The following is an 18,513-nucleotide window of genomic DNA, read 5'->3' as shown; positions in this document are numbered from 1 at the left end:
CAACATCAATGCCAGCCATACCCCGCAAGACCATCCTCGAAAAGTTCCACGGCATGATCTCAGCCGGCATGCCGATCGTCGGCGGCGGCGCCGGCACGGGCATCTCCGCCAAGGCCGAGGAGGCGGGCGGCATCGACCTCATCATCATCTACAATTCGGGACGCTACCGCATGGCGGGCCGCGGCTCGGCGGCCGGCCTGCTCGCCTATGGCAATGCCAACGAGATCGTGAAGGACATGGCGCTCGAGGTGCTTCCCGTCGTGAAAACGACGCCGGTGCTTGCCGGCGTCAACGGCACGGACCCCTTCGTGCTGATGCCGCGCTTCCTCGCCGACCTGAAGGCAATGGGCTTTTCCGGCGTGCAGAACTTCCCCACAATCGGCCTCTTCGACGGCCGGATGCGACAGAGTTTCGAGGAGACGGGCATGGGCTACGGTCTGGAGGTCGAGATGATCGCCATCGCCCACGGACTCGACCTATTGACGACGCCCTATGTCTTCAATGAGAGCGAGGCGATCGACATGACGGTTGCCGGCGCCGACATCGTCGTGGCGCATATGGGGGTGACGACCGGCGGCACGATCGGCGCCACCTCCGCCAAGTCGCTCGATGACTGCGTCGATGAGATCATGGCGATTGCCAAGGCTGCGCGCTCCGTGCGCGACGACGTCATCGTGCTCTGCCACGGCGGTCCGATCTCCATGCCTCAGGATGCGCGCTACATCCTGGAGCGTTGCCCCGGCTGCCACGGCTTTTACGGCGCAAGCTCGATGGAGCGCCTGCCGGCGGAGGCAGCGATCCGCAGGCAGACGGAAGAATTCAAGGCGCTCGCCATCGGCGCGGTCGTCTGAGGACGGAAACGGGGGAGGTCGTTTCATGGCAAAGGACGCGTATTTCATCTATCCAAAGGATGTGAGCGCCTTCGGTTTCGACTGGGGCAAGCTGGCGCTGACGGTGGCGCCGGAGGTCAACGGCGCCAGCCGTTTTTCCGGTGGTGTCGTCGACCTGCCGAGTGGCAAGGGCCATGCCCGCCACAACCATCCGGGTGCAGAGGAGATCATCTTCGTCATCTCCGGCGAGGGCGAGCAGATGGTTGAGGACGAGAACGGCAATCCGATCACGACGAAGGTCGGGCCAGGCTGCACGGTCTATGTTCCGGAAGGCCGTTTCCACTCGACGAAAAATACCGGCGCGGAGCCCATGCAGCTCTTCGTCGTCTATTCGCCGGCGGGGCCGGAGCTTGCGCTTCGCGAGCTGCCGGACTTCCGCCTTCTGCCGCCGGGCTCGTGAAGCCGGGCATAGGTTCTCTGGGAGGAAAAACGGTGAACATCAACGCAAGGGAAACAACGCCCGCCGTGGCGCCGTTCGATTCGGCCAAGCTCGACCGGCTCATGGAGGAGGCAGGTCTCGACGTCATCGTCGCCACCTCCAAGCACAACACGCAATATCTGATGGGTGGCTACAAGTTCATCTTCTTTGCGGCCATGGATGCCATCGGCCATAGCCGGTATCTGCCCGTCGTCGTCTACGAAAGGGGCGCACCTGACCACGCGGCCTATCTCGGCAACCGAATGGAAGGCGGCGAGCACCAGAACAATCCATTCTGGACACCGACCGTGCACACGGCGACCTGGGGCACGATCGATGCTGCAGCGCTTGCCATCGAACATCTGAAAAAGATCGGCAAGGCGGGGACGCGCATCGGCATCGAGCCGGCATTCCTGCCGTCGGATGCCCGCGATGCGCTTGTCGCAGGGCTCGAGGGCGCGCGTTTCATCGATGCGACGCATACGCTCGAACGCCTGCGCGCGATCAAGACGCCGGACGAGCTTGCCAAGCTGCGGGCGGCTTCTGAACTCATCACGGAAGCGATGAACGCGACGATCGCCAGCGCCCGGGAAGGCTCGACGAAGACGGAGATCATCGAGCAGCTCCGGCGCGAGGAGACGACCCGCGGGCTCCACTTCGAATATTGCCTGCTGACGCTCGGCTCCAGCCACAACCGCGCAGCCTCGCCGCAGACCTGGGGGAAGGGCGAGGTCCTGTCGATTGATTCCGGCGGGAACTATCACGGTTATATTGGCGACCTTTGCCGCATGGGCGTGCTGGGCGAGCCGGACGGCGAACTCGAGGATTTGCTCGCCGAGGTCGACGCGATCCAGCATAAGGCATTTGCCAGGGTTCAGGCTGGCGCTTTCGGCCGCGAGATGATCGAGGCGGCCGAGGCGGAACTGAAGGCGTCGCCTTCTGCGGCCTTCACCGATTTCTTCTGTCACGGTATGGGCCTGATCAGCCACGAGGCGCCGTTCCTGATGACCAATCATCCGGTCGCCTATGAGGGGATCGATGCGGACCGGCCGCTGGAGGCAGGCATGGTGCTGTCGGTGGAGACGACCATGCTGCATCCGAAGCGCGGCTTCATCAAGCTCGAGGATACGCTCGCCGTCACAGAGACGGGCTACGAGATGTTCGGAAGCACGGGTCGGGGCTGGAACCGCGGCGGCGCGTGATTGCAAGGCCCATCGCAAAAAAGGTCCGGCTGCTGTCACAGCCGGGCCATTCTTTTTGTCCCGTCATCTCAGGCGTGACGGATTTCCGTGCCGAGAACCTTTAGGCATTCGCGGATGAAGGCGGCGAGCGCCGTCCAGCCCTTGGCCGAGACCATCGTGCCATCGACATAAGCTTCCGTCGGCGACAGATCGACATAGGTGCCGCCGGCCAGCGTCACTTCCGGCTCACAAGCGCCGAGCGCGCCCACCTTCTTGCCACGCACGACGCCATCGACGGCGATCAGGATCTGGACGCCGTGGCAGATGGTGAAGATCGGCTTCTGGGTTTCATGGAAGTGGCGGACGATCGTCTGAACGCGCTTGTCGGTGCGAATGTATTCAGGCCCGCGACCGCCCGCGCAGTAGACGGCGTGGTATCCGTCGAGTTGCGCCTCGGCCTCCGAGAAGGTCTTGTTGATGACGACGTTGTGTCCGGGCTTTTCCGTATAGGTCTGGTCGCCCTCGAAGTCGTGCAGCGACGTCTTCAGAATGTCGCCCGCTTTTTTATCGGGGCAGACGACGTGCACCGTATGGCCGACGGCCTCCATGGCCTGCTGGTAGACGAAGATCTCGTACTCCTCGGTGAAATCGCCGGTGAGCATCAGGATTTTCTTGCCTGGCATGTGTTCTCCTCCTTGTTGTCAGGTCGGGCAGGCACGTCCTGGCCTGCCGGGTTCCTCAGATTTCGTCGAATGCCGGCAGCAGCCGGTCGCGCGAGCGTTCGATATGGATGCGCATTGCGTTCTCCGCCGCGTCGGGGTCGTGAGCCGCGAAAGCATCGAGCAGCGTCTGATGCTCACCGAGCGCCTCCTCGGTCACGCGACGATGGAACATCAGTCGGAAGATATGGAAATGCGTGTGCTGGAACGTCAGCATCTCGCGGATCAGTTCGTTGCCGGCAAATTCCATGATGCGGTCGTGGAAGATGGCGTCCTGCCGGGCGAAGGTCGAATAGTTCGCCCGCTCGTCCCTGTTGTCACTACGCGTCATCACGCCTGCGGCCTCTCTCAGTATGGCGAGCCTTTCGTCGTTCATCGCTTGGGCCGCCTTCGCAGCGCCGGCGGGCTCAAGCAGCAAGCGGAGTTCATAGAGTTCGTCGAAGCGGTGGCGCGTGATCTGGGGTGCGGCACGATAGCCGACGAGATGTTGCTTGACGACGAGACCCTCGCCTTCAAGCCGGCCGAGTGCTTCGCGGATAGGGGTGTGGGAGACGGCGAACTCCTTGACCAGGTTGTCGACCGTGATGCGCGCACCTGGTGCGATCTTCAACGACATAAGCTGGTTGAAGATCGCTTCGTAGACGTCGCCGGCCAGGCTGTTGGCGCGCTGTATCTGGGTCGTGCGCGCTGAAGGTTCGTTGGGTCTCGTCAAAATCATCTGCTGTCTTGCCTCTTGACAGGTTCGATCGCTAGCACGATGCTGCGGCAAATACAATCCTATATCCTATACGATTTTATATATAGGGAGGGACTATGCGGATATCGGAAGCGGCAGCCGTTGCGCTCGCCACCCGCCTGCTGGAAGAGCACGGCGCACCGCGTGACCATGCGGTCCTGCAGGCTCGTGTCCTGGTGACGGCCGAGATGAGGGGGCACCCCTCGCATGGTCTGCACCGCCTTACGCGACTGGTCGAACGGATCGAGCGCGGTGTCATTGACCCTGAGATGAAGGGCACGCAGCGCTGGCGGGCTGATGCGGTGATGGAGGTGGAGGGTTCTTCGGGGTTCGGCCCTGTCGTCGCCATGGCGGCGATCGAGCGGCTGGCACCCCACATTCCCGATCTGGGCATCGGCCTCGTCGCCGTGCGCAATGCGAACCACCTCGGCATGCTCGCGTATTATGTGGAGGCCATCGCCGCGATGGGTTTCGTCGGCATAGCGCTCTCGTCGAGCGAGTCGTTGGTTCATCCCTTCGGCGGCACGCGGGCCATGCTCGGCACCAACCCAGTCGCGATCGCCGTGCCGACCGCCGACGAGCCGCTCGTGCTCGATCTCGCCACCAGCCTAGTGCCGATGGGCAGGATCCATCACCACGCGGTGGTCGGCAGACCCCTTCCGGAAGGTTGGGCGCGAGATGCTGAGGGTCACCCGACGACCGATCCGCTTCGTGCCCAGGCCGGCGCGATCGCGCCCTTTGGCGACGCGAAGGGCTACGGCCTCGGCATTGCCATGGAACTGCTGGTGGCGGCCCTTGCGGGCTCGGCGCTCGCGCCTGATGTGCGCGGCACCCTGGACAGCCAGTCGCCATGCAACAAGGGCGACGTCTTCATATTGATCGAGCCCAGTCTGGCGCCGGGACTGCCAGCGCGGCTGTCGGCCTATCTCGATGCCGTCCGCGCCTCACCGCCGGCCAAGGCCGGCGAGCCGGTCCTCGTGCCGGGCGATCGTGCCCGCCGGCGGCGAGCGGCAGCGAGCCGCGACGGTTTCGATATCGACCCGCGCCTTTGGGAAGACCTCAACGCGATTTCCCGCACCCGCATACCGGCCTTCGAAGGATAAAGATCATGAGCCTGTTTGCCGTCCTGAGGCTGCCACGCGAAATCCTGTTTGGCATCGGCCAACGCCATGCGCTCGCGAGCGTCGCCGGCAGGACCGGCCAGCGTGCACTCGTCTGCACGGATGCGCGTTTTGCCGCGACACCCGTCTTCGCGGAAATGATCGCCACGCTCGAAGCCGCCGGCATCGCGGTGCTGGTGTATGACCAGACGCTGCCGGATGTGCCCCGCGATACGGTCGCGGGTTGTGTGGAGGCCACGGGCGGCTTTGCGCCCGACATGGTGATCGGCATCGGCGGTGGCAGTTGCCTCGACATGGCGAAATGCGCCTCGCTTCTGCTCGCCCATGGCGGCAAGCTCGGCGATTACTATGGTGAGTTCAAGGTGCCAGGACCTGTCCTGCCGGTCATCGCCGTACCGACGACTGCGGGCACCGGCTCCGAGGTCACACCCGTCGCGGTCGTCTCCGATCCAGACCGCACGCTGAAGTTAGGCATTTCGAGCCCCTATCTCATCGCCGCAGCGGCGATCTGCGACCCGGAACTCACGCTCTCCTGCCCGGCGGGCCTCACGGCGATTGCAGGTGCGGATGCGCTGACGCATGCGATCGAAGCTTTCACGGCCATCCGGCGCCCCGGCAATCCGCAACTCGCCCAGCAGCATGTCTTCGTCGGCAAGAGCGATCTCTCCGATCAGTTCGCTCTTCATGCCATCCGGCTCCTCAGCCGGAGCCTGGAAAAGGCCTTCGTCGACGGCTCGGACATCAATGCGCGCACCGATGTGATGATGGGCGCGCTCGCGGCAGGCTGCGCCTTCGGCACAGCCGGCACCGCTGCGGCCCATGCGGTGCAATATCCGGTCGGTGCCGTGACCCATACGGCGCACGGCCTCGGGGTCGCCACCATGCTTCCCTATGTGATGACCTACAATCGCCGCGTCGCCGCCGGGGAAATCGCTGTTGTCGGCAGGGCGCTCGGCCTCGACCCAGCCGGCGTGGAGGACGAGGAGATGCTTGCCGATGCGGCGATCGGCGAGGTAAGGCGCCTCTTCGCCGCGATCGGCATCTCGCCGACGCTCGCCAGGCTCGGCCTGCCGGAAGACCGGCTTGACTGGACCGCCGAGCAGGCGCTCGGCATCGGCCGGCTGATCAAGAACAATCCGCGCTCCTTCGATTCGGCCGCCATGCGCAGCCTCGTTCGCGCCGCCTATGATGGCGACCTGGCCGCTTCCGCCCTCTGACCTTGGGAAACATCATGAACGTCACCCAGCATCCTTCGCATCCCGAGCATGATCGTTTCGGGTTCCGCTCGTTCTCCCACGGCCTCTATATTGGCGGCGCCTGGCGGCCGGCCGCGGGCAAGGGTCGGATTGAGGTAATCGATCCCTCGACCGAGGCCGTCATTGTCGCCGTGCCCGATGCGACTGTCGCGGATGCGGAGGCGGCCGTACAGGCTGCTGCAAGCGCGACAGAAGGCTGGCGCGAGACGCCGCCGCGAAAGCGTTCCGAGATCCTGCGCCGCTGCTTCGAACTTATGGTGGAACGCTCCGAAATGCTTGCCACACTCATTTCGCTCGAGAACGGGAAGGCCTTGCGCGACGCGCGCGGCGAGGTGGCCTATGCGGCGGAATTTTTCCGGTGGAACGCGGAGGAGGCGGTGCGCATCTCCGGCGAGTTCGGCATTGCCCCGTCCGGCGCGAACCGAATCGTCGTTGATTACCAGCCTATCGGCATCTGCGTTCTCATCACGCCGTGGAACTTCCCGGCCGCAATGGCGACCCGCAAGATCGCGCCAGCCCTTGCCGCCGGCTGCACTGTCATCCTGAAGCCCGCAAGCGAGACGCCGCTGACGGCCTATGCGCTTGCGGCCATCTACGAGGAGGCTGGCGTGCCGCCGGGCGTCGTCAACGTGCTGACAACGTCGGCGCCAGGCCCCGTCACCACCGCCATGCTGGCCGACCCGCGCGTGCGAAAACTCTCCTTCACAGGCTCGACGGGCGTCGGCCGCACGCTTTTGGCGGAAGCGGCGAAGAATGTCGTCTCCTGCTCCATGGAACTCGGCGGCAACGCGCCGTTCATCGTTTTCGACGATGCGGACCTCGATGCGGCGATCGAGGGCCTGATGGTAGCGAAAATGCGCAATGCGGGAGAGGCGTGCACGGCCGCAAACCGCATTTATGTCCAGTCAGGTGTCCACGATGCCTTCGCGGAAAAGTTTACCCAGCGCATGGCCGCTCTCAGGGTCGGCCCAGGTGTGGATGCGGATACGGAATGCGGTCCCATGATTACGCGCAAGGCGGTGGAGAAGATCGACCGGCTCGTTGCGGACGCCATTTCGCGGGGCGCGCGCGCGCTCTGCGGCGGACGGGCACCGGCAGGACGCGGCTTTTTCTATCCGCCGACCGTGCTTGCGGATGTTTCCCCGGCCTCGGACATGAACCACGAGGAGATTTTCGGTCCGGTTGCGCCGCTTTACCGTTTTGAGAGCGAGGCAGAGGTTGTCGCCGCCGCCAACGATACGGAACATGGCCTCTGCGCTTACATCTATACCCGCGACATCGGGCGTGGCATGCGCATCTCCTCGAAGGTGGAGGCAGGTATGATCGCCCTCAATCGTGGACTGGTCTCCGATCCCGCCGCCCCCTTTGGGGGTGTCAAACAGAGCGGCCTCGGACGTGAAGGAGGGCAGCATCACGGGATTTCGGAGTTCATGGAAGCCAAGTACATTGCGACAAGTTTCTGAAGGGGGAACCTGTGGCCGCCGATCCGTTCCGCATTCGTGATCATGTCGCAAATTTCGACGACATTGTCGACGATATCCGTACCCGCAGCAGCGCCACTCGCCGCACCGTCGCCATGGAGGCCAACGTCGCCTACGGTCACGAGTCGGGCGAGACGCTCGATATCTTCCTTCCAAATAATGCCGGTTCGGGCATGCCGATCCACATGTTCATCCATGGCGGCTATTGGCGTATGTTCTCCAAGGAAGACTATTCCTGCGTCGCTGAGACCATCACCCGCGCAGGCGCGGTCGCCGCTATCGTCGACTATTCGTTGATGCCCATCGCCAGGATGGAGGTCCTGATCGGTCAGGTCCTGAAAGCCAAGGCTTTCCTGCTGGCGCACGCCGATCGCTTTGGCGCCACGCCCGGGAGATTTTCCGTCAGCGGCCACTCCGCTGGTGCACATCTTGCGACCTTTCTCTTCAATCGCTCGGTAGCGCCTTCGGGTGTAATTGCTGCTTTCCTGCTTGGCGGGCTATACGATCTCGAGCCCTTGCAGACGTCTTTCCTCCGTGACGAGGTCGCCTTGAGCGACGAGGAGGTGCGACGGTTTACGCCGATGCATCGTGAGCACGACCCTGAAACGCGCGTAGCTATTATGACTGGCGAACTGGAGACTAACCCTTTCAAAATCCAAGCAAATGCCTTCAAAGACCTTCTTGCCGCCCAAGGGCTTGAAGTGCGAGCATCGCGCATCGCAGACGGAGATCATATGAGTACGGTACGCGATCTCGCCGTCATTGGCACCCCTACAGCGGCGGCATTGCACGCCTTAATTGCCAATGATGCCTGCAACAAACCGCGGTAAGGCTGGCCCGGGATCGGGAAGTTCTCCACGGCGGGCAATGTTTGTTCGCCACATAGGTCTCGGGAGCTGGTGGGCAAAGTCATCGGGTCAACCCTCGAGGGCGCAGAACCGTGAGCCCTGGGTTACCGTCAGCGCAAACGTTGCGGCGTTGCATCTGCTGGGATCAGTGGCACATATTTCTCGCCCCCGAGTTGCTCGCGATGCTCGGCTTTCGCGGCGTTGACGAGCGCCGGATCGGTCAGCGCCCGCACGGCCGAAGCGGCCATGACCTTGCCGGCTTGTAGCATTCCCTTGTGGGCATAGCCCGACTTCCCCTGCGTGACGATCTGCCAAGTGTGTGGGGGAGTTCCGTAGGCCTCGGTCGCGACATAGACCTGACCGGTTGGAACCAGCCAGCTCACGTCTCCAACGTCCGTCGAGCCATGTAGGAACGTCGGCTCTTCCTCGAAGGGGTTCAGGTCCTCGGACAGGATTTTGCCGCACTTGGCGACCCGCGCCTGCACCTCGACCGAGAAGGTCTTCTGGATGCTCCCGGCAAAGTCTCTTTCACTGTTCGAAAAGCTGGCGACGCCGATCTTCTCAAACTCCTGATGCATCATCCGGGCAAGCGTAACGTTCGGCACCAGGTCGGCTGAGGCGGCGTCGAAGGCGATCTCCAATTCCGTCCCCGTCATAAGTGCCGCGCCGCGGGCGACGTCTTTCACCCGCTCGGTGATGTCGCGCACCTGGTCCATTCGGGGAGCCCGTACTTTGTAGAGCACCTGTGCGTGAGACTGAACCACATTTGGGGCCCGCCCACCCGTGTCGGTGATCGCATAATGAATGCGGCCGTCCTGAATGATGTGCTCACGCAGATAGTTGCAACCGACATTCGTCAGTTCCACCGCATCCAGCGCCGATCGACCAAGATGCGGCTCGAATCCGGCATGGGCGCTGGTGCCCCGGAAGGTAAAGTATAGCTGATTGGTCGCCAGCATCCGGGCATTGTATGCGAGGTTTTCGTCCCACGGATGCCATGTGAACGCCACGTCGACGTCGTTGAAGAGGCCCTCGCGGGCCATGTAGGCCTTGCCTCCGCCACCTTCTTCGGCCGGGCAGCCATAATAGCGAATTGTGCCTGGGAGCTTCAACTCGTCCTTGCAGGATTTTAGCGCGAGGATCGCGGCGAGCGCGCCGGTGCCAAGAAGGTTGTGGCCGCAGCCATGCCCGTTTCCGCCCGCAACAATTGGATCGTGGCTTGCAAGCCCGCCCTTCTGGCTGAGACCGGTCAAAGCGTCAAACTCGCCGAGGATGGCGACGATCGGATGTCCCTCGCCATAGCTTGCGACGAAGGCCGTTTCGATATTGCCGGCATTGCGAGTGACGGCAAAGCCTGCTTTTTCCAGTTCGTTGGCCAAGAGCGCCGCGGACTTCGTCTCCTCGTAGCGGATCTCGGCGAAGGACCAGATCGCGTCCGACACGGATTTCAGATTGTCCGCATGGGCAGCGACGGTGCGCTCAATGATGTCGATATAGGTCATGATATTCCTTCAGGCGGGCTGTTGTGCGGACTTCCTGCCGTGCAGGGCGGGGAAGGTCGTGGCAATGGCGCAGACAATGATGGCGCAGCCGACGATGAACGAGAACGCAATGCCGTAGTTCTGATTTGTTGCAGACAGCACTGCTCCGATGAGCATGGGCGAGGCAAACGAGCCAAGTTGTGCCAGAGAGTTGATGAGGCCCGTGGCCGTCCCGACAGAGTTTTGCGGAAAATGCTTCATAATGCTCACGAAGACACTGATCGAGATCGCATTAAGGAAGACATTCGATACCGACAAATATGCGAAGGCGAGAGGGATCGATTCCGCGTTTGCCATCAGATAGATGAACACTGCCGATACGGCCGAGCCGATGCATATGAGGTATTTTTCTTTCTGGTGGAAGAAGCGGTCAAGCAACCAGCCGCAAGTGAGAAAGGAGATGAATCCCAGCGTCGGCGGGATCATCGAATAGGCTCCCATCTCCATCATGCTCATGCCTTTGACCTTCACCCAGTAGGATGGCAGCCAGGATTGCAGGCCCCAGAATACGATATTGGTGAAGAAATAGACCGATGCGATCTTCCAGGTAAGGCTGTTCTTCAGTAGTGCGCCGATACGCTGCTTTTCCGAGACTTTCCGGTCGGCGTCTTTCGCGACCAGCGCCTCGGAGCGCGGTTTCATGATGCAGTAAAGGCCGATGGAAAGAACGAGGCCGACGACACCCAGCACAAAGAACATCACCCGCCAGCTATAAAATGCGATCAACGAGGTAATGACGATCGAGCCGAGAGCGAAACCCACGGAAGCCCCCGATTGCAGCACCGACTTCGCGCGGGCCATCTGAGATTTCTCGAAATGCTCGGTGATGGCGACAGATCCACCCGCGGGGAAAACTGCCTCGCCCGCGCCGGTAACCGCGCGCGCGGCAGCCAGCCCTATCGCGCTGGTGACGGCGCCCGACGCCACGGTGCCCAATGACCAGACCGCGACCGCCGAGCTCAGGACCCGGCGCGAGCCGAGCCGGTCCACCAGATAGCCCCCGATCAACTGGGTCATCGAATAAGCCAGGAAGAAGGCACTTATGATCATGCCCTGATGATCGGGCGTCAGAGCGAATTCCTCGCTGATCGGAATGATCGCGATGTTGATGGCAGTCTTGTCTAGAAAGCCGACGACCCAGCAGACGAACAGCATCGCGATGATAACGTGGCGACGTCTTATATTTGTGATCATTTGAGAGTTCCCTTTTGATTTTTGTCTTTTGTGTCACCGTCAGGAAAAATTCATATGTTGATCGCCACACAAGAAACGATAATTTAATGGGCGTTTTCACATGGAGCGTCATTCGTGGAGATCGATCTGCCCGCACACCCATTCTTGAAAGAACTGGCGCGCACGCACGCGTTGCAACTGAATGACATCAATGTTGAACCGGGCAATAGCAGTGCCTCCATCGGCCATTCCATTGAAAAGGTAGGAGACGCCTTTCGTGTCGTAGTCGACCACTCCCATTTCACGGCCAAGCGGACAGAGTTTGCGCTTAACGACCAGGACGGCGACAAGACGGCAGCGCGGATTGTTCAGGTAGTGCAGGATGCCGTCATCGGGCTTCAGACCAGGACCTTTGAAATGCTTGCCTCGGTAAACGGAGCGGTCATCAACTCGCTGGACGAAAACGAGATTGTTCACAATGTCCTGCGCGAGGTAATGCATGTGCTCCCGCATTGCGATGCCGGGGTTTTTCGCTTGTTCGATGAAGCGAGCGGTTTTCTTGTGCCCGTCTCGCATGTGGGTTTGTCTGAGGACTATAGTCATTACCGCGTGCAGCCGAATGAATCCGTCTCGGGCGAGGTATTTGCAACCGGCCGGCCGGCCATTCACAATGGTCGGCAGAACATCATTGACGCTCATCGCGTTATGCGTCCTGAGAGTCAGTCCTTCATGGAGCGCTCCGAGATAGCGAACGCGCTGCTCTGCGTTCCCGTTATGGCCGAGGGGAAACGTCTGGGCACCCTGACGACGCTTTGCTTTTCCAGTGATGGAGCTTTTTCGATCTTCGATCGAACCGTTCTTGAGTTTATGGCGGCGCATGTCGCGGTCGCCTTTCAGCGATCGCTGACCTACAAGAACGCCGTGGCCACCTCACATCGGCTCGAACAGATGCGCAGCGATCTTGCCCGCAAGAATGCCGAGCTGGACCGCGCAGTCGAGCTGCATGAGGCGCTTCTGCGCATCTTTTCCACGAGCAACGGGCTGACAGAACAGCTTCGCGCCGTGGCCGAGCTGTTTCGCGTCGATTTCCGGTTCGAGAACGTGCTGGGTCTGGATTACCGATCTGCGGGATGGACAGACAACGAGCAATTCGTGATTCAGACCGTCGAGGTCGCGGAAGCACCGGTAGGACAATTTCACTTTCCGACTTCCGGAGATGAGGGTTTCTACCGGGTACTATTTGGCACATTGGCGACATTCGTAGCGCTGGACTTCGTTCGTGACATGTCTCGGATGGACGTTCTTAACGCGCGCCGTAAAGCGCATTTCGAAGCGCTGGTTGCAGGGCTGGCTTCGGACGGACGTCATAGCCACCATGGGTTTCGGCTCGACCGTTACAGTCAGGTATTTGTGGCGCGCGCACCCCGACGCGAGGCTTCCGACAACACCCGTCTGTCCCTTCACAAATCCCAGTCGGACCTGCAAAAGGGGATGACATTGTCCAGCTCCCTCATCTTTCACAGTGAGGACCAGATCGTGGCACTGGTCTCCGCGTCGACCACGGCGGCACTGGAACGCAATCTCAGGGCGATCTCTGATGCCGCGACGGAATTCGGCCTCTGCGTTGGAGCAAGCGAGATCTATGGAGAAAGCGAGCGCCATCTCGCATCTCGTGAGAAAGCCGCACAGGCGGCAGATGCGCTGTCACGTCGGGGACGCTCGGGGCTTCTGCGGCATCGAGACATGGGGGTGGAGCTATTGCTGGAAGGACGCGCGAGGCAGGATATCCTCGAATTCACGCGCAATATCCTGTCGCCGCTGGTTCAGGCTCCGAGGCATCTCGTCCTGCATGAAACCCTCTCGCGCTACGTTCGCGAGGGGAAGTCTGTCACCCGCACAGCGCAGGCGCTGAACATTCACGCCAACACGCTTTATCAGCGCCTGCAACGGATCGAGTCGCTAACGGGTCGCAAAATTGCCGACCCGGCTGATTTCACGCTGCTCAGTCTCGCTTGCCAGCTTCACGCGGAATACTGTCAGAGCAACGCTTCGATGGTCAACTGAACTCAAGCCCTGTTGCGACCCACGCCGTAAGTCAGGGCGAGTGCGCCGACCAGGACCGCACCTTTGATGAAATCCTGCGTGTAGTAAGGGGCGTTGAGCATCGTCATTCCGTTGAGCAAAACGCTGACAAACACCGCGCCGACGGTGGTGCCGAGGACGTTGGGACGGCGCAGGCCGAGTACGGCAAAGCCAATCAGAGAGGCCGCGACCGAATCCATCAGCAGTGACGCGCCCGACGAAACGTCGCCGCGTCCGACACGGGCAGCCACGATGATCCCGCCCAGGGCGGCGAGGATGCCCGATACGACATAGGCGATCGTCTTGATCCGTGCCGTATCGGCTCCGGCGAGGCGCGTTGCCAGTTCGTTGCCGCCGGTGGCGAAGAGCAACCGGCCGAAACGCGTGCGTTCGGTGAGGATGACGAGAAGTGCTGCGACGAGGAGCATGAGGAGCACCGGCAGCGGCACAGTTTCCAAGAAGCTCGACCGTCCAATCATCAGAAATAGCGGATCGATCTTGCCGGTTGCCTTCGATCCATCGGGAAGGATAAGTCCGACCGATATCGAGCGCCCTGCCGATGGAATAAGCTGAAGGCCAGTCAATAGAAACATCGTCGCGAGCGTTGCCAGAAGGTCTGGCACCTTCAATTTGACGATCAGGAAAGCGTTCGCAAAACCAACGACTGCGCCGAAGGCGAGCACGAGGGCAATTGTTTCTGGCGCGCCGAGGCCAAGGACGATCATGGAATAGCTCGCCGCCATGACGCTCGATGCTGCAACCGCGCCGACCGACAGGTCAAAGCCGCCGATCGCAAGTGTCACCGTTACGCCCGCGCCGATGATGGCGACGACGGACACGGATTGCAGGACGCTCATTAGATTGGTGAGCGTCATAAAGGCTGGCTGCGCGACCGAAAAGACCACAATGATGCCGGCAAGAAGCAGGAAGACCGAGCTGCGTCTTATGGCTTCACGCAGGATTTCAAGGCGCTGCGCCGGCCGATGCGCCTGAAGTTCGTTGTGGCTTGTGGTCATGCGATCAACGGTCCTTCCGACCCACAGGTTGCGTCGTCGGCCTCTGGAAAGAGGCTATGATTGGAAATGTGAACAATGCGGTCTGCAACTTCATATGCCTCCTCCGGATCGGAGGTTGCGATCAGGGTGGCGCGGTCGCGATGGTCGCGGAGCGTCTGGATAATGTCTTGCCGGGCGCCGACATCCACGCCTTGAAACGGCTCGTCAAGAAGCAGGAGCCGGCTGTCTTCTGCTTCCCATCGGGCAAGGACGGCCTTCTGCTGGTTGCCGCCCGACAGTGACCATATGGAAGCCCGCGGACCTTGCGTCTTGATACCGAGCCGCCCGATGGCAGCTACGGCCTCGCGCGTCTCCCGGCCGGAGAAGAGAAGACCCGATGGATACCATCGCTTGAGATGCGGCAGGCTGATCGTTGCAGCCAGGCTATCGCCCGGCCATCCGGCGGGTATGAGCGACGACCGGTGGCGGTCTTCGGCGGCCATGACAACCCCCGCCGCGATGGCCGCCGCGGGGCCGGCCGGTCGGTATGCGCGCCCATCGAGACGCATGCTGCCCGCTGCAAGCGCACTCCTGCCGAAGATCGCCGACAGAAGACGGCTCTTGCCAGCGCCGAGAACGCCGGTGATCGCCACCACTTCACCTTCGTGAATAGTCAAATCAAACGGTCGGCCGCCGGGTATAAGCGCTGCCTGCTTTAGTTCAAGCACGGGTCGACCGGATGGTGCCGTTCGTTCAGGACGTGCCGATTTCAGTGATCGGCCAATCATCGTTTCGATCGCGGTCCCAAAATCGATGGGACGCGTAAACGTCCCGACATCCCGGCCGCCACGCAGGACCACCACGCGGTCGGCGAGGGACATGAGATCGGCCATTCGATGGGAAATATAGAGGATAGCCATGCCGCGCGACTTCAGCGCGCCCAAGAGTGTGAAAAGGCGTTGGCTCTCATTCGATGACAGGCTAGCCGTCGGCTCGTCGAGGATAAGCAGTTCGGCGTTGTTGGAAAGAGCGCGCGCAATGGCGACGAGTTGGCGATCTGCAGTGCCAAGCTCGCCAAAGCGGCGCTTGAGCGGTAGCGTAATTCCGACTTCCTCGAGAAGTCGCGCGGCTGCACGGTGAACCGAAGCGGCAGAAAGGAAAAAAGGCTGCCGCCCGTCGACGTAGCGATCGAGCAGAAGCGCATCGGCGACCGACAGATCGGGAATACCAACAACATCTGTTGATTGGTGCACCGTGACTACGCCGCTGCGAGCTGCCTCGGCGGGACTATTGGGCTGAAAGCGTGCGCCTTTCCAAATCATAACGCCGCTTTCGGCGCGGTGGACACCGGAGAGCACCTTGACGAGTGTGGACTTACCCGCGCCGTTCGCGCCCATCAGTGCGACGATTTCTCCCGCCCGCATCGAAAGCGACGCATCGGCCAGCGCAAGCGTCGAGCCGAAAGAAAGGGAAAGAGACTGGATGTCGAGCAGAGGCATCACGTTACGGGTTCCGAACCTTCGCCTTTTTCGTACTTTGTGGCCGGACGAGACAAGGCGCTGCGTGCGATAGTTGATAAAATTTGTAGAAAATATTTTCAGACCCCGCCTTGCTCGTCAGTGAGGGCTGCTCATTCCTCGTTGGACGGGGCCGCCGGCAAAATTAGTTCGCTAACGTCCATTTCGGCGCGAATTGTTATCTATAAAAACAATAGACTATATGGATGATTGGTGTTGCCGATAACCGGCGCTTTCAATGGGGACGCTCTACATGAATCCGATCGTTCGTTTCGCATTTGCTTCTCTTGTCGCACCAATGGCCTTTGCGTTGCCGGCATTTGCTGATGGATTGAAGGGTGCGCCTGCACCGTTCGATAAGGGCGGGGTCAAGGTTGCGCTCATCAGCTATATCTCTGCCGGTGATTTTTTTCAGGCCTATCAGGCGGGTGCGCAAGCGCAGGCAAAATCTCTCGGCATCGACCTGCGTGTCTTTGCCGGCCGCCAGGATGCTGCCGAGCAGCGGGAACAAATCCTTCAAGCGATCAACCTGGGGGTCGAGGGCATCGTGATCGACCACGGTCTTCCCGAGTCGTTGAGCGACGTCGTCGATCAGGCGCTGGCAAAGAATATCAAGATCGTCGCCTTCGACGTTAATCTGAACAATCCAAAAATTCCGCAGGTCGAGCAGTCTGATCATCGCCTTGCACAACTCGCGCTCGACCAGGCCGTCAAGGACAACGGCAACAGGTTCAAGGCCGGTTACGCCTATGTGGCAGGCTTCGCACCGCTCGACCGGCGCAACGAGATTTGGGACAAGGTCAAGACCGCCAATCCGGACATTGCTGAGAAGGCTCGTTTTGGCAACGTTAGCGATACGACAGCAGTGACGACCGCAGACCAGGCGAAGGCAGCCCTGCGCGCCAATCCCGATATCTCTGTCGTCTTTGCGCCGTACGACGAGTTCGCGCGCGGCGTCAAACTGGCGCTGACCGATCTGGGACTCGCCGAGAAGGTGAAAATCTATTCGGCCGACATCTCGACGGCAGACATTCAGGAGATCACCGAACCGGGCAGCCCGTGGGTTGCAACTGTCGCAACCAACCCTGCCGTTGTCGGTGCGGTCTCGATTCGAGCTGCCGCGTTGCAGATCGCCGGTGAGGCCGTTGCACAAAATATCGTGGTTGAGCCGGTGCTCCTGACCCAGGAGCAACTCCGCTCAGCGAAGGTTCAGACGATTGAAGATCTCGCCAAGAAAATTCCTGCCTTCTCGACGAGTGCGGCTGCGACGGCCGATTGGATACCCGCCGCGGCGTTTTGAACGTGAGGTCGGCATGACGGGCTTTTTCACAGCGCCTCTCGCCCAATGTCGCCGCTGTTGGCATTTCCTCACGCTCGGATTTTTGAGTGACGATTTCCTCCGCTGTGATCGCAAACGAAATCATCTTGCTCGCGACGCTAAAAAACTACTGAAACTATAGACATTATGTTCTTGATCGTTGGAGATACGCATGAGCGAAAAGTCAATTCTGGGGAAGTTCGCACGCCGGGATATTTTGAAATGGTCGGCGGTCGCCGGAGCCGCTGCTGCGGGCACGACGCTCCTCAGCGGCACGGTCGCCTTGGCTGCTGAAGAGGGTCCGCTCAAGGGAAAGCGCATCGGCATCAGCACTGCCGGAACCGATCATTTTTTTGACCTCCAGGCCTATAACGCCCAAATCGAAGAGGTGAAGCGCCTTGGTGGAGAACCAATCGCAGTAGACGCTGGCCGCAACGACGGCAAGCTCGTTTCCCAACTCCAGACGCTGATCGCTCAGAAGCCTGATGCGATCGTCCAGCTTCTTGGTACCCTGACGGTCATCGATCCGTGGCTGAAGAAGGCGCGCGAAGCCGGCATCCCAGTACTGACGATCGATGTCGGATCGACCAACTCGCTTAACAACTCGACCTCCGACAATTGGGGGATCGGTAAAGATCTCGCTTTGCAGCTGGTCTCGGATATTGGGGGCGAGGGTAATATCGTCGTCTTCAACGGCTTCTACGGCGTGACGCCCTGTGCGATCCGTTACGACCAACTCGTCAACGTTGTGAAATATTTCCCGAAGGTCAAGATCATTCAACCGGAACTGAGGGACGTCATTCCGAACACGGTACAGGACGCCTTCGCCCAGGTGACCGCGATCCTCAACAAGTATCCGGAAAAGGGATCGATCAAAGCGATCTGGTCGGCCTGGGACATTCCACAGCTTGGCGCCACGCAGGCGCTCGTCGCCGCCGACCGCACCGAGATCAAGACCTACGGCGTCGACGGTAGTCCGGAAGTCTTGCAGCTTGTCGCCGATCCGAACTCGCCCGCGGCCGCCGACGTCGCCCAGCAGCCGGCCGAACTTGGCCGTACAGCAATCCGCAATGTCGCACGCCTGCTTGCGGGCGAAACGCTCCCGCGCGAGACCTATGTCTCGGCTCTCCTTGCCAACAAGGGCAATGTCGCCGAGGTCTCCAAGAAACTTGGCATCGGCTGATCCTCCCCAAGCCATGTCACGGACCGCGGCATTTGTGCCGCAGTCTTCTTAACT

General features: G+C 61.0%; 16 protein-coding genes. 10 read left to right on the top strand and 6 right to left on the bottom strand.

What is annotated here, in order from left to right; all coding sequences use genetic code 11:
• The first annotated feature begins 8 nt into the window (after positions 1-8).
• The 3 genes from BLP23_RS10215 to BLP23_RS10205 are packed head-to-tail and all read left to right on the top strand — an operon-like array spanning position 9 to position 2,510.
• Positions 9-851, top strand: coding sequence for a phosphoenolpyruvate hydrolase family protein (locus tag BLP23_RS10215; protein WP_092584759.1), 843 nt, complete (start codon positions 9-11; stop codon positions 849-851).
• A gap of 25 nt (positions 852-876) precedes the next feature.
• Positions 877-1,290, top strand: a complete 414-nt coding sequence (locus BLP23_RS10210) for a cupin domain-containing protein (RefSeq protein ID WP_092584758.1) — start codon at positions 877-879, stop codon at positions 1,288-1,290.
• Positions 1,291-1,322: 32 nt separating this feature from the next.
• Positions 1,323-2,510, top strand: coding sequence for a M24 family metallopeptidase (locus BLP23_RS10205; RefSeq protein ID WP_092584757.1), 1,188 nt, complete (start codon positions 1,323-1,325; stop codon positions 2,508-2,510).
• Between the two features lie 68 nt (positions 2,511-2,578).
• On the opposite strand, the gene BLP23_RS10200 is transcribed toward BLP23_RS10205, so the two are convergent.
• Entirely contained in the window at positions 2,579-3,172 is a 594-nt protein-coding gene (locus BLP23_RS10200) for a DJ-1/PfpI family protein (protein ID WP_092584756.1), read from the bottom strand.
• A gap of 55 nt (positions 3,173-3,227) precedes the next feature.
• Complete coding sequence (locus tag BLP23_RS10195; RefSeq protein ID WP_092584755.1) at positions 3,228-3,926, bottom strand: GntR family transcriptional regulator; 699 nt, start codon at positions 3,924-3,926, stop codon at positions 3,228-3,230.
• A 95-nt stretch (positions 3,927-4,021) separates the two neighbouring features.
• On the opposite strand from BLP23_RS10195, the gene BLP23_RS10190 reads away from it, so the two are divergent.
• Genes BLP23_RS10190 through BLP23_RS10175 form a run of 4 tightly spaced genes read left to right on the top strand, consistent with a single transcriptional unit; the run spans position 4,022 to position 8,632 of the window.
• The gene (locus tag BLP23_RS10190) at positions 4,022-5,047 is read left to right on the top strand and encodes an Ldh family oxidoreductase (RefSeq protein ID WP_092584754.1); all 1,026 of its coding nucleotides are present in this window, start codon (positions 4,022-4,024) and stop codon (positions 5,045-5,047) included.
• 5 nt (positions 5,048-5,052) lie between these two features.
• Entirely contained in the window at positions 5,053-6,282 is a 1,230-nt protein-coding gene (locus BLP23_RS10185) for an iron-containing alcohol dehydrogenase (protein ID WP_092584753.1), read from the top strand.
• Between the two features lie 14 nt (positions 6,283-6,296).
• On the top strand, positions 6,297-7,784 hold the full coding sequence (locus BLP23_RS10180; RefSeq protein WP_092584752.1) for an NAD-dependent succinate-semialdehyde dehydrogenase: 1,488 nt from the start codon (positions 6,297-6,299) through the stop codon (positions 7,782-7,784).
• Positions 7,785-7,795: 11 nt separating this feature from the next.
• Positions 7,796-8,632 carry an alpha/beta hydrolase gene (locus BLP23_RS10175; RefSeq protein ID WP_092584751.1) on the top strand — a complete coding sequence of 279 codons (837 nt, stop codon included), beginning with the start codon at positions 7,796-7,798 and terminating at the stop codon, positions 8,630-8,632.
• Positions 8,633-8,760: 128 nt separating this feature from the next.
• On the opposite strand, the gene BLP23_RS10170 is transcribed toward BLP23_RS10175, so the two are convergent.
• Together BLP23_RS10170 and BLP23_RS10165 are read right to left on the bottom strand one after the other, a co-directional pair.
• On the bottom strand, positions 8,761-10,152 hold the full coding sequence (locus BLP23_RS10170) for an amidohydrolase (protein WP_092584750.1): 1,392 nt from the start codon (positions 10,150-10,152) through the stop codon (positions 8,761-8,763).
• Between the two features lie 9 nt (positions 10,153-10,161).
• Positions 10,162-11,385 (bottom strand): MFS transporter, encoded by a 1,224-nt coding sequence (locus BLP23_RS10165; protein ID WP_092584749.1) that lies wholly within the window; start codon positions 11,383-11,385, stop codon positions 10,162-10,164.
• A gap of 114 nt (positions 11,386-11,499) precedes the next feature.
• Between BLP23_RS10165 and BLP23_RS10160 the strand changes: the two genes are divergently transcribed.
• A complete protein-coding gene (locus BLP23_RS10160) occupies positions 11,500-13,428 on the top strand; it encodes a helix-turn-helix domain-containing protein (protein ID WP_092584748.1) in 1,929 nt (642 codons plus the stop codon).
• A gap of 2 nt (positions 13,429-13,430) precedes the next feature.
• On the opposite strand, the gene BLP23_RS10155 is transcribed toward BLP23_RS10160, so the two are convergent.
• Both BLP23_RS10155 and BLP23_RS10150 read right to left on the bottom strand, forming a co-directional pair.
• Positions 13,431-14,462, bottom strand: a complete 1,032-nt coding sequence (locus tag BLP23_RS10155; RefSeq protein WP_092584747.1) for an ABC transporter permease — start codon at positions 14,460-14,462, stop codon at positions 13,431-13,433.
• Complete coding sequence (locus tag BLP23_RS10150) at positions 14,459-15,940, bottom strand: sugar ABC transporter ATP-binding protein (protein ID WP_092584746.1); 1,482 nt, start codon at positions 15,938-15,940, stop codon at positions 14,459-14,461. The genes BLP23_RS10155 and BLP23_RS10150 overlap by 4 nt, the downstream gene beginning before the upstream one ends.
• 271 nt (positions 15,941-16,211) lie before the next feature.
• Here BLP23_RS10150 and BLP23_RS10145 point away from each other — a divergent pair, with 271 nt between their 5' ends.
• Positions 16,212-17,258: a substrate-binding domain-containing protein gene (locus tag BLP23_RS10145; protein WP_092584962.1), complete on the top strand. Its 1,047-nt coding sequence runs from the start codon at positions 16,212-16,214 to the stop codon at positions 17,256-17,258.
• A gap of 190 nt (positions 17,259-17,448) precedes the next feature.
• Complete coding sequence (locus tag BLP23_RS10140) at positions 17,449-18,459, top strand: sugar ABC transporter substrate-binding protein (RefSeq protein WP_092584745.1); 1,011 nt, start codon at positions 17,449-17,451, stop codon at positions 18,457-18,459.
• The last annotated feature ends 54 nt before the right edge of the window (positions 18,460-18,513 follow it).

Source organism: Rhizobium mongolense subsp. loessense (assembly GCF_900099775.1).
Classification (GTDB): Bacteria; Pseudomonadota; Alphaproteobacteria; order Rhizobiales; family Rhizobiaceae; genus Rhizobium; species Rhizobium loessense.
This window is presented reverse-complemented; position numbering and strand designations above follow the sequence as displayed.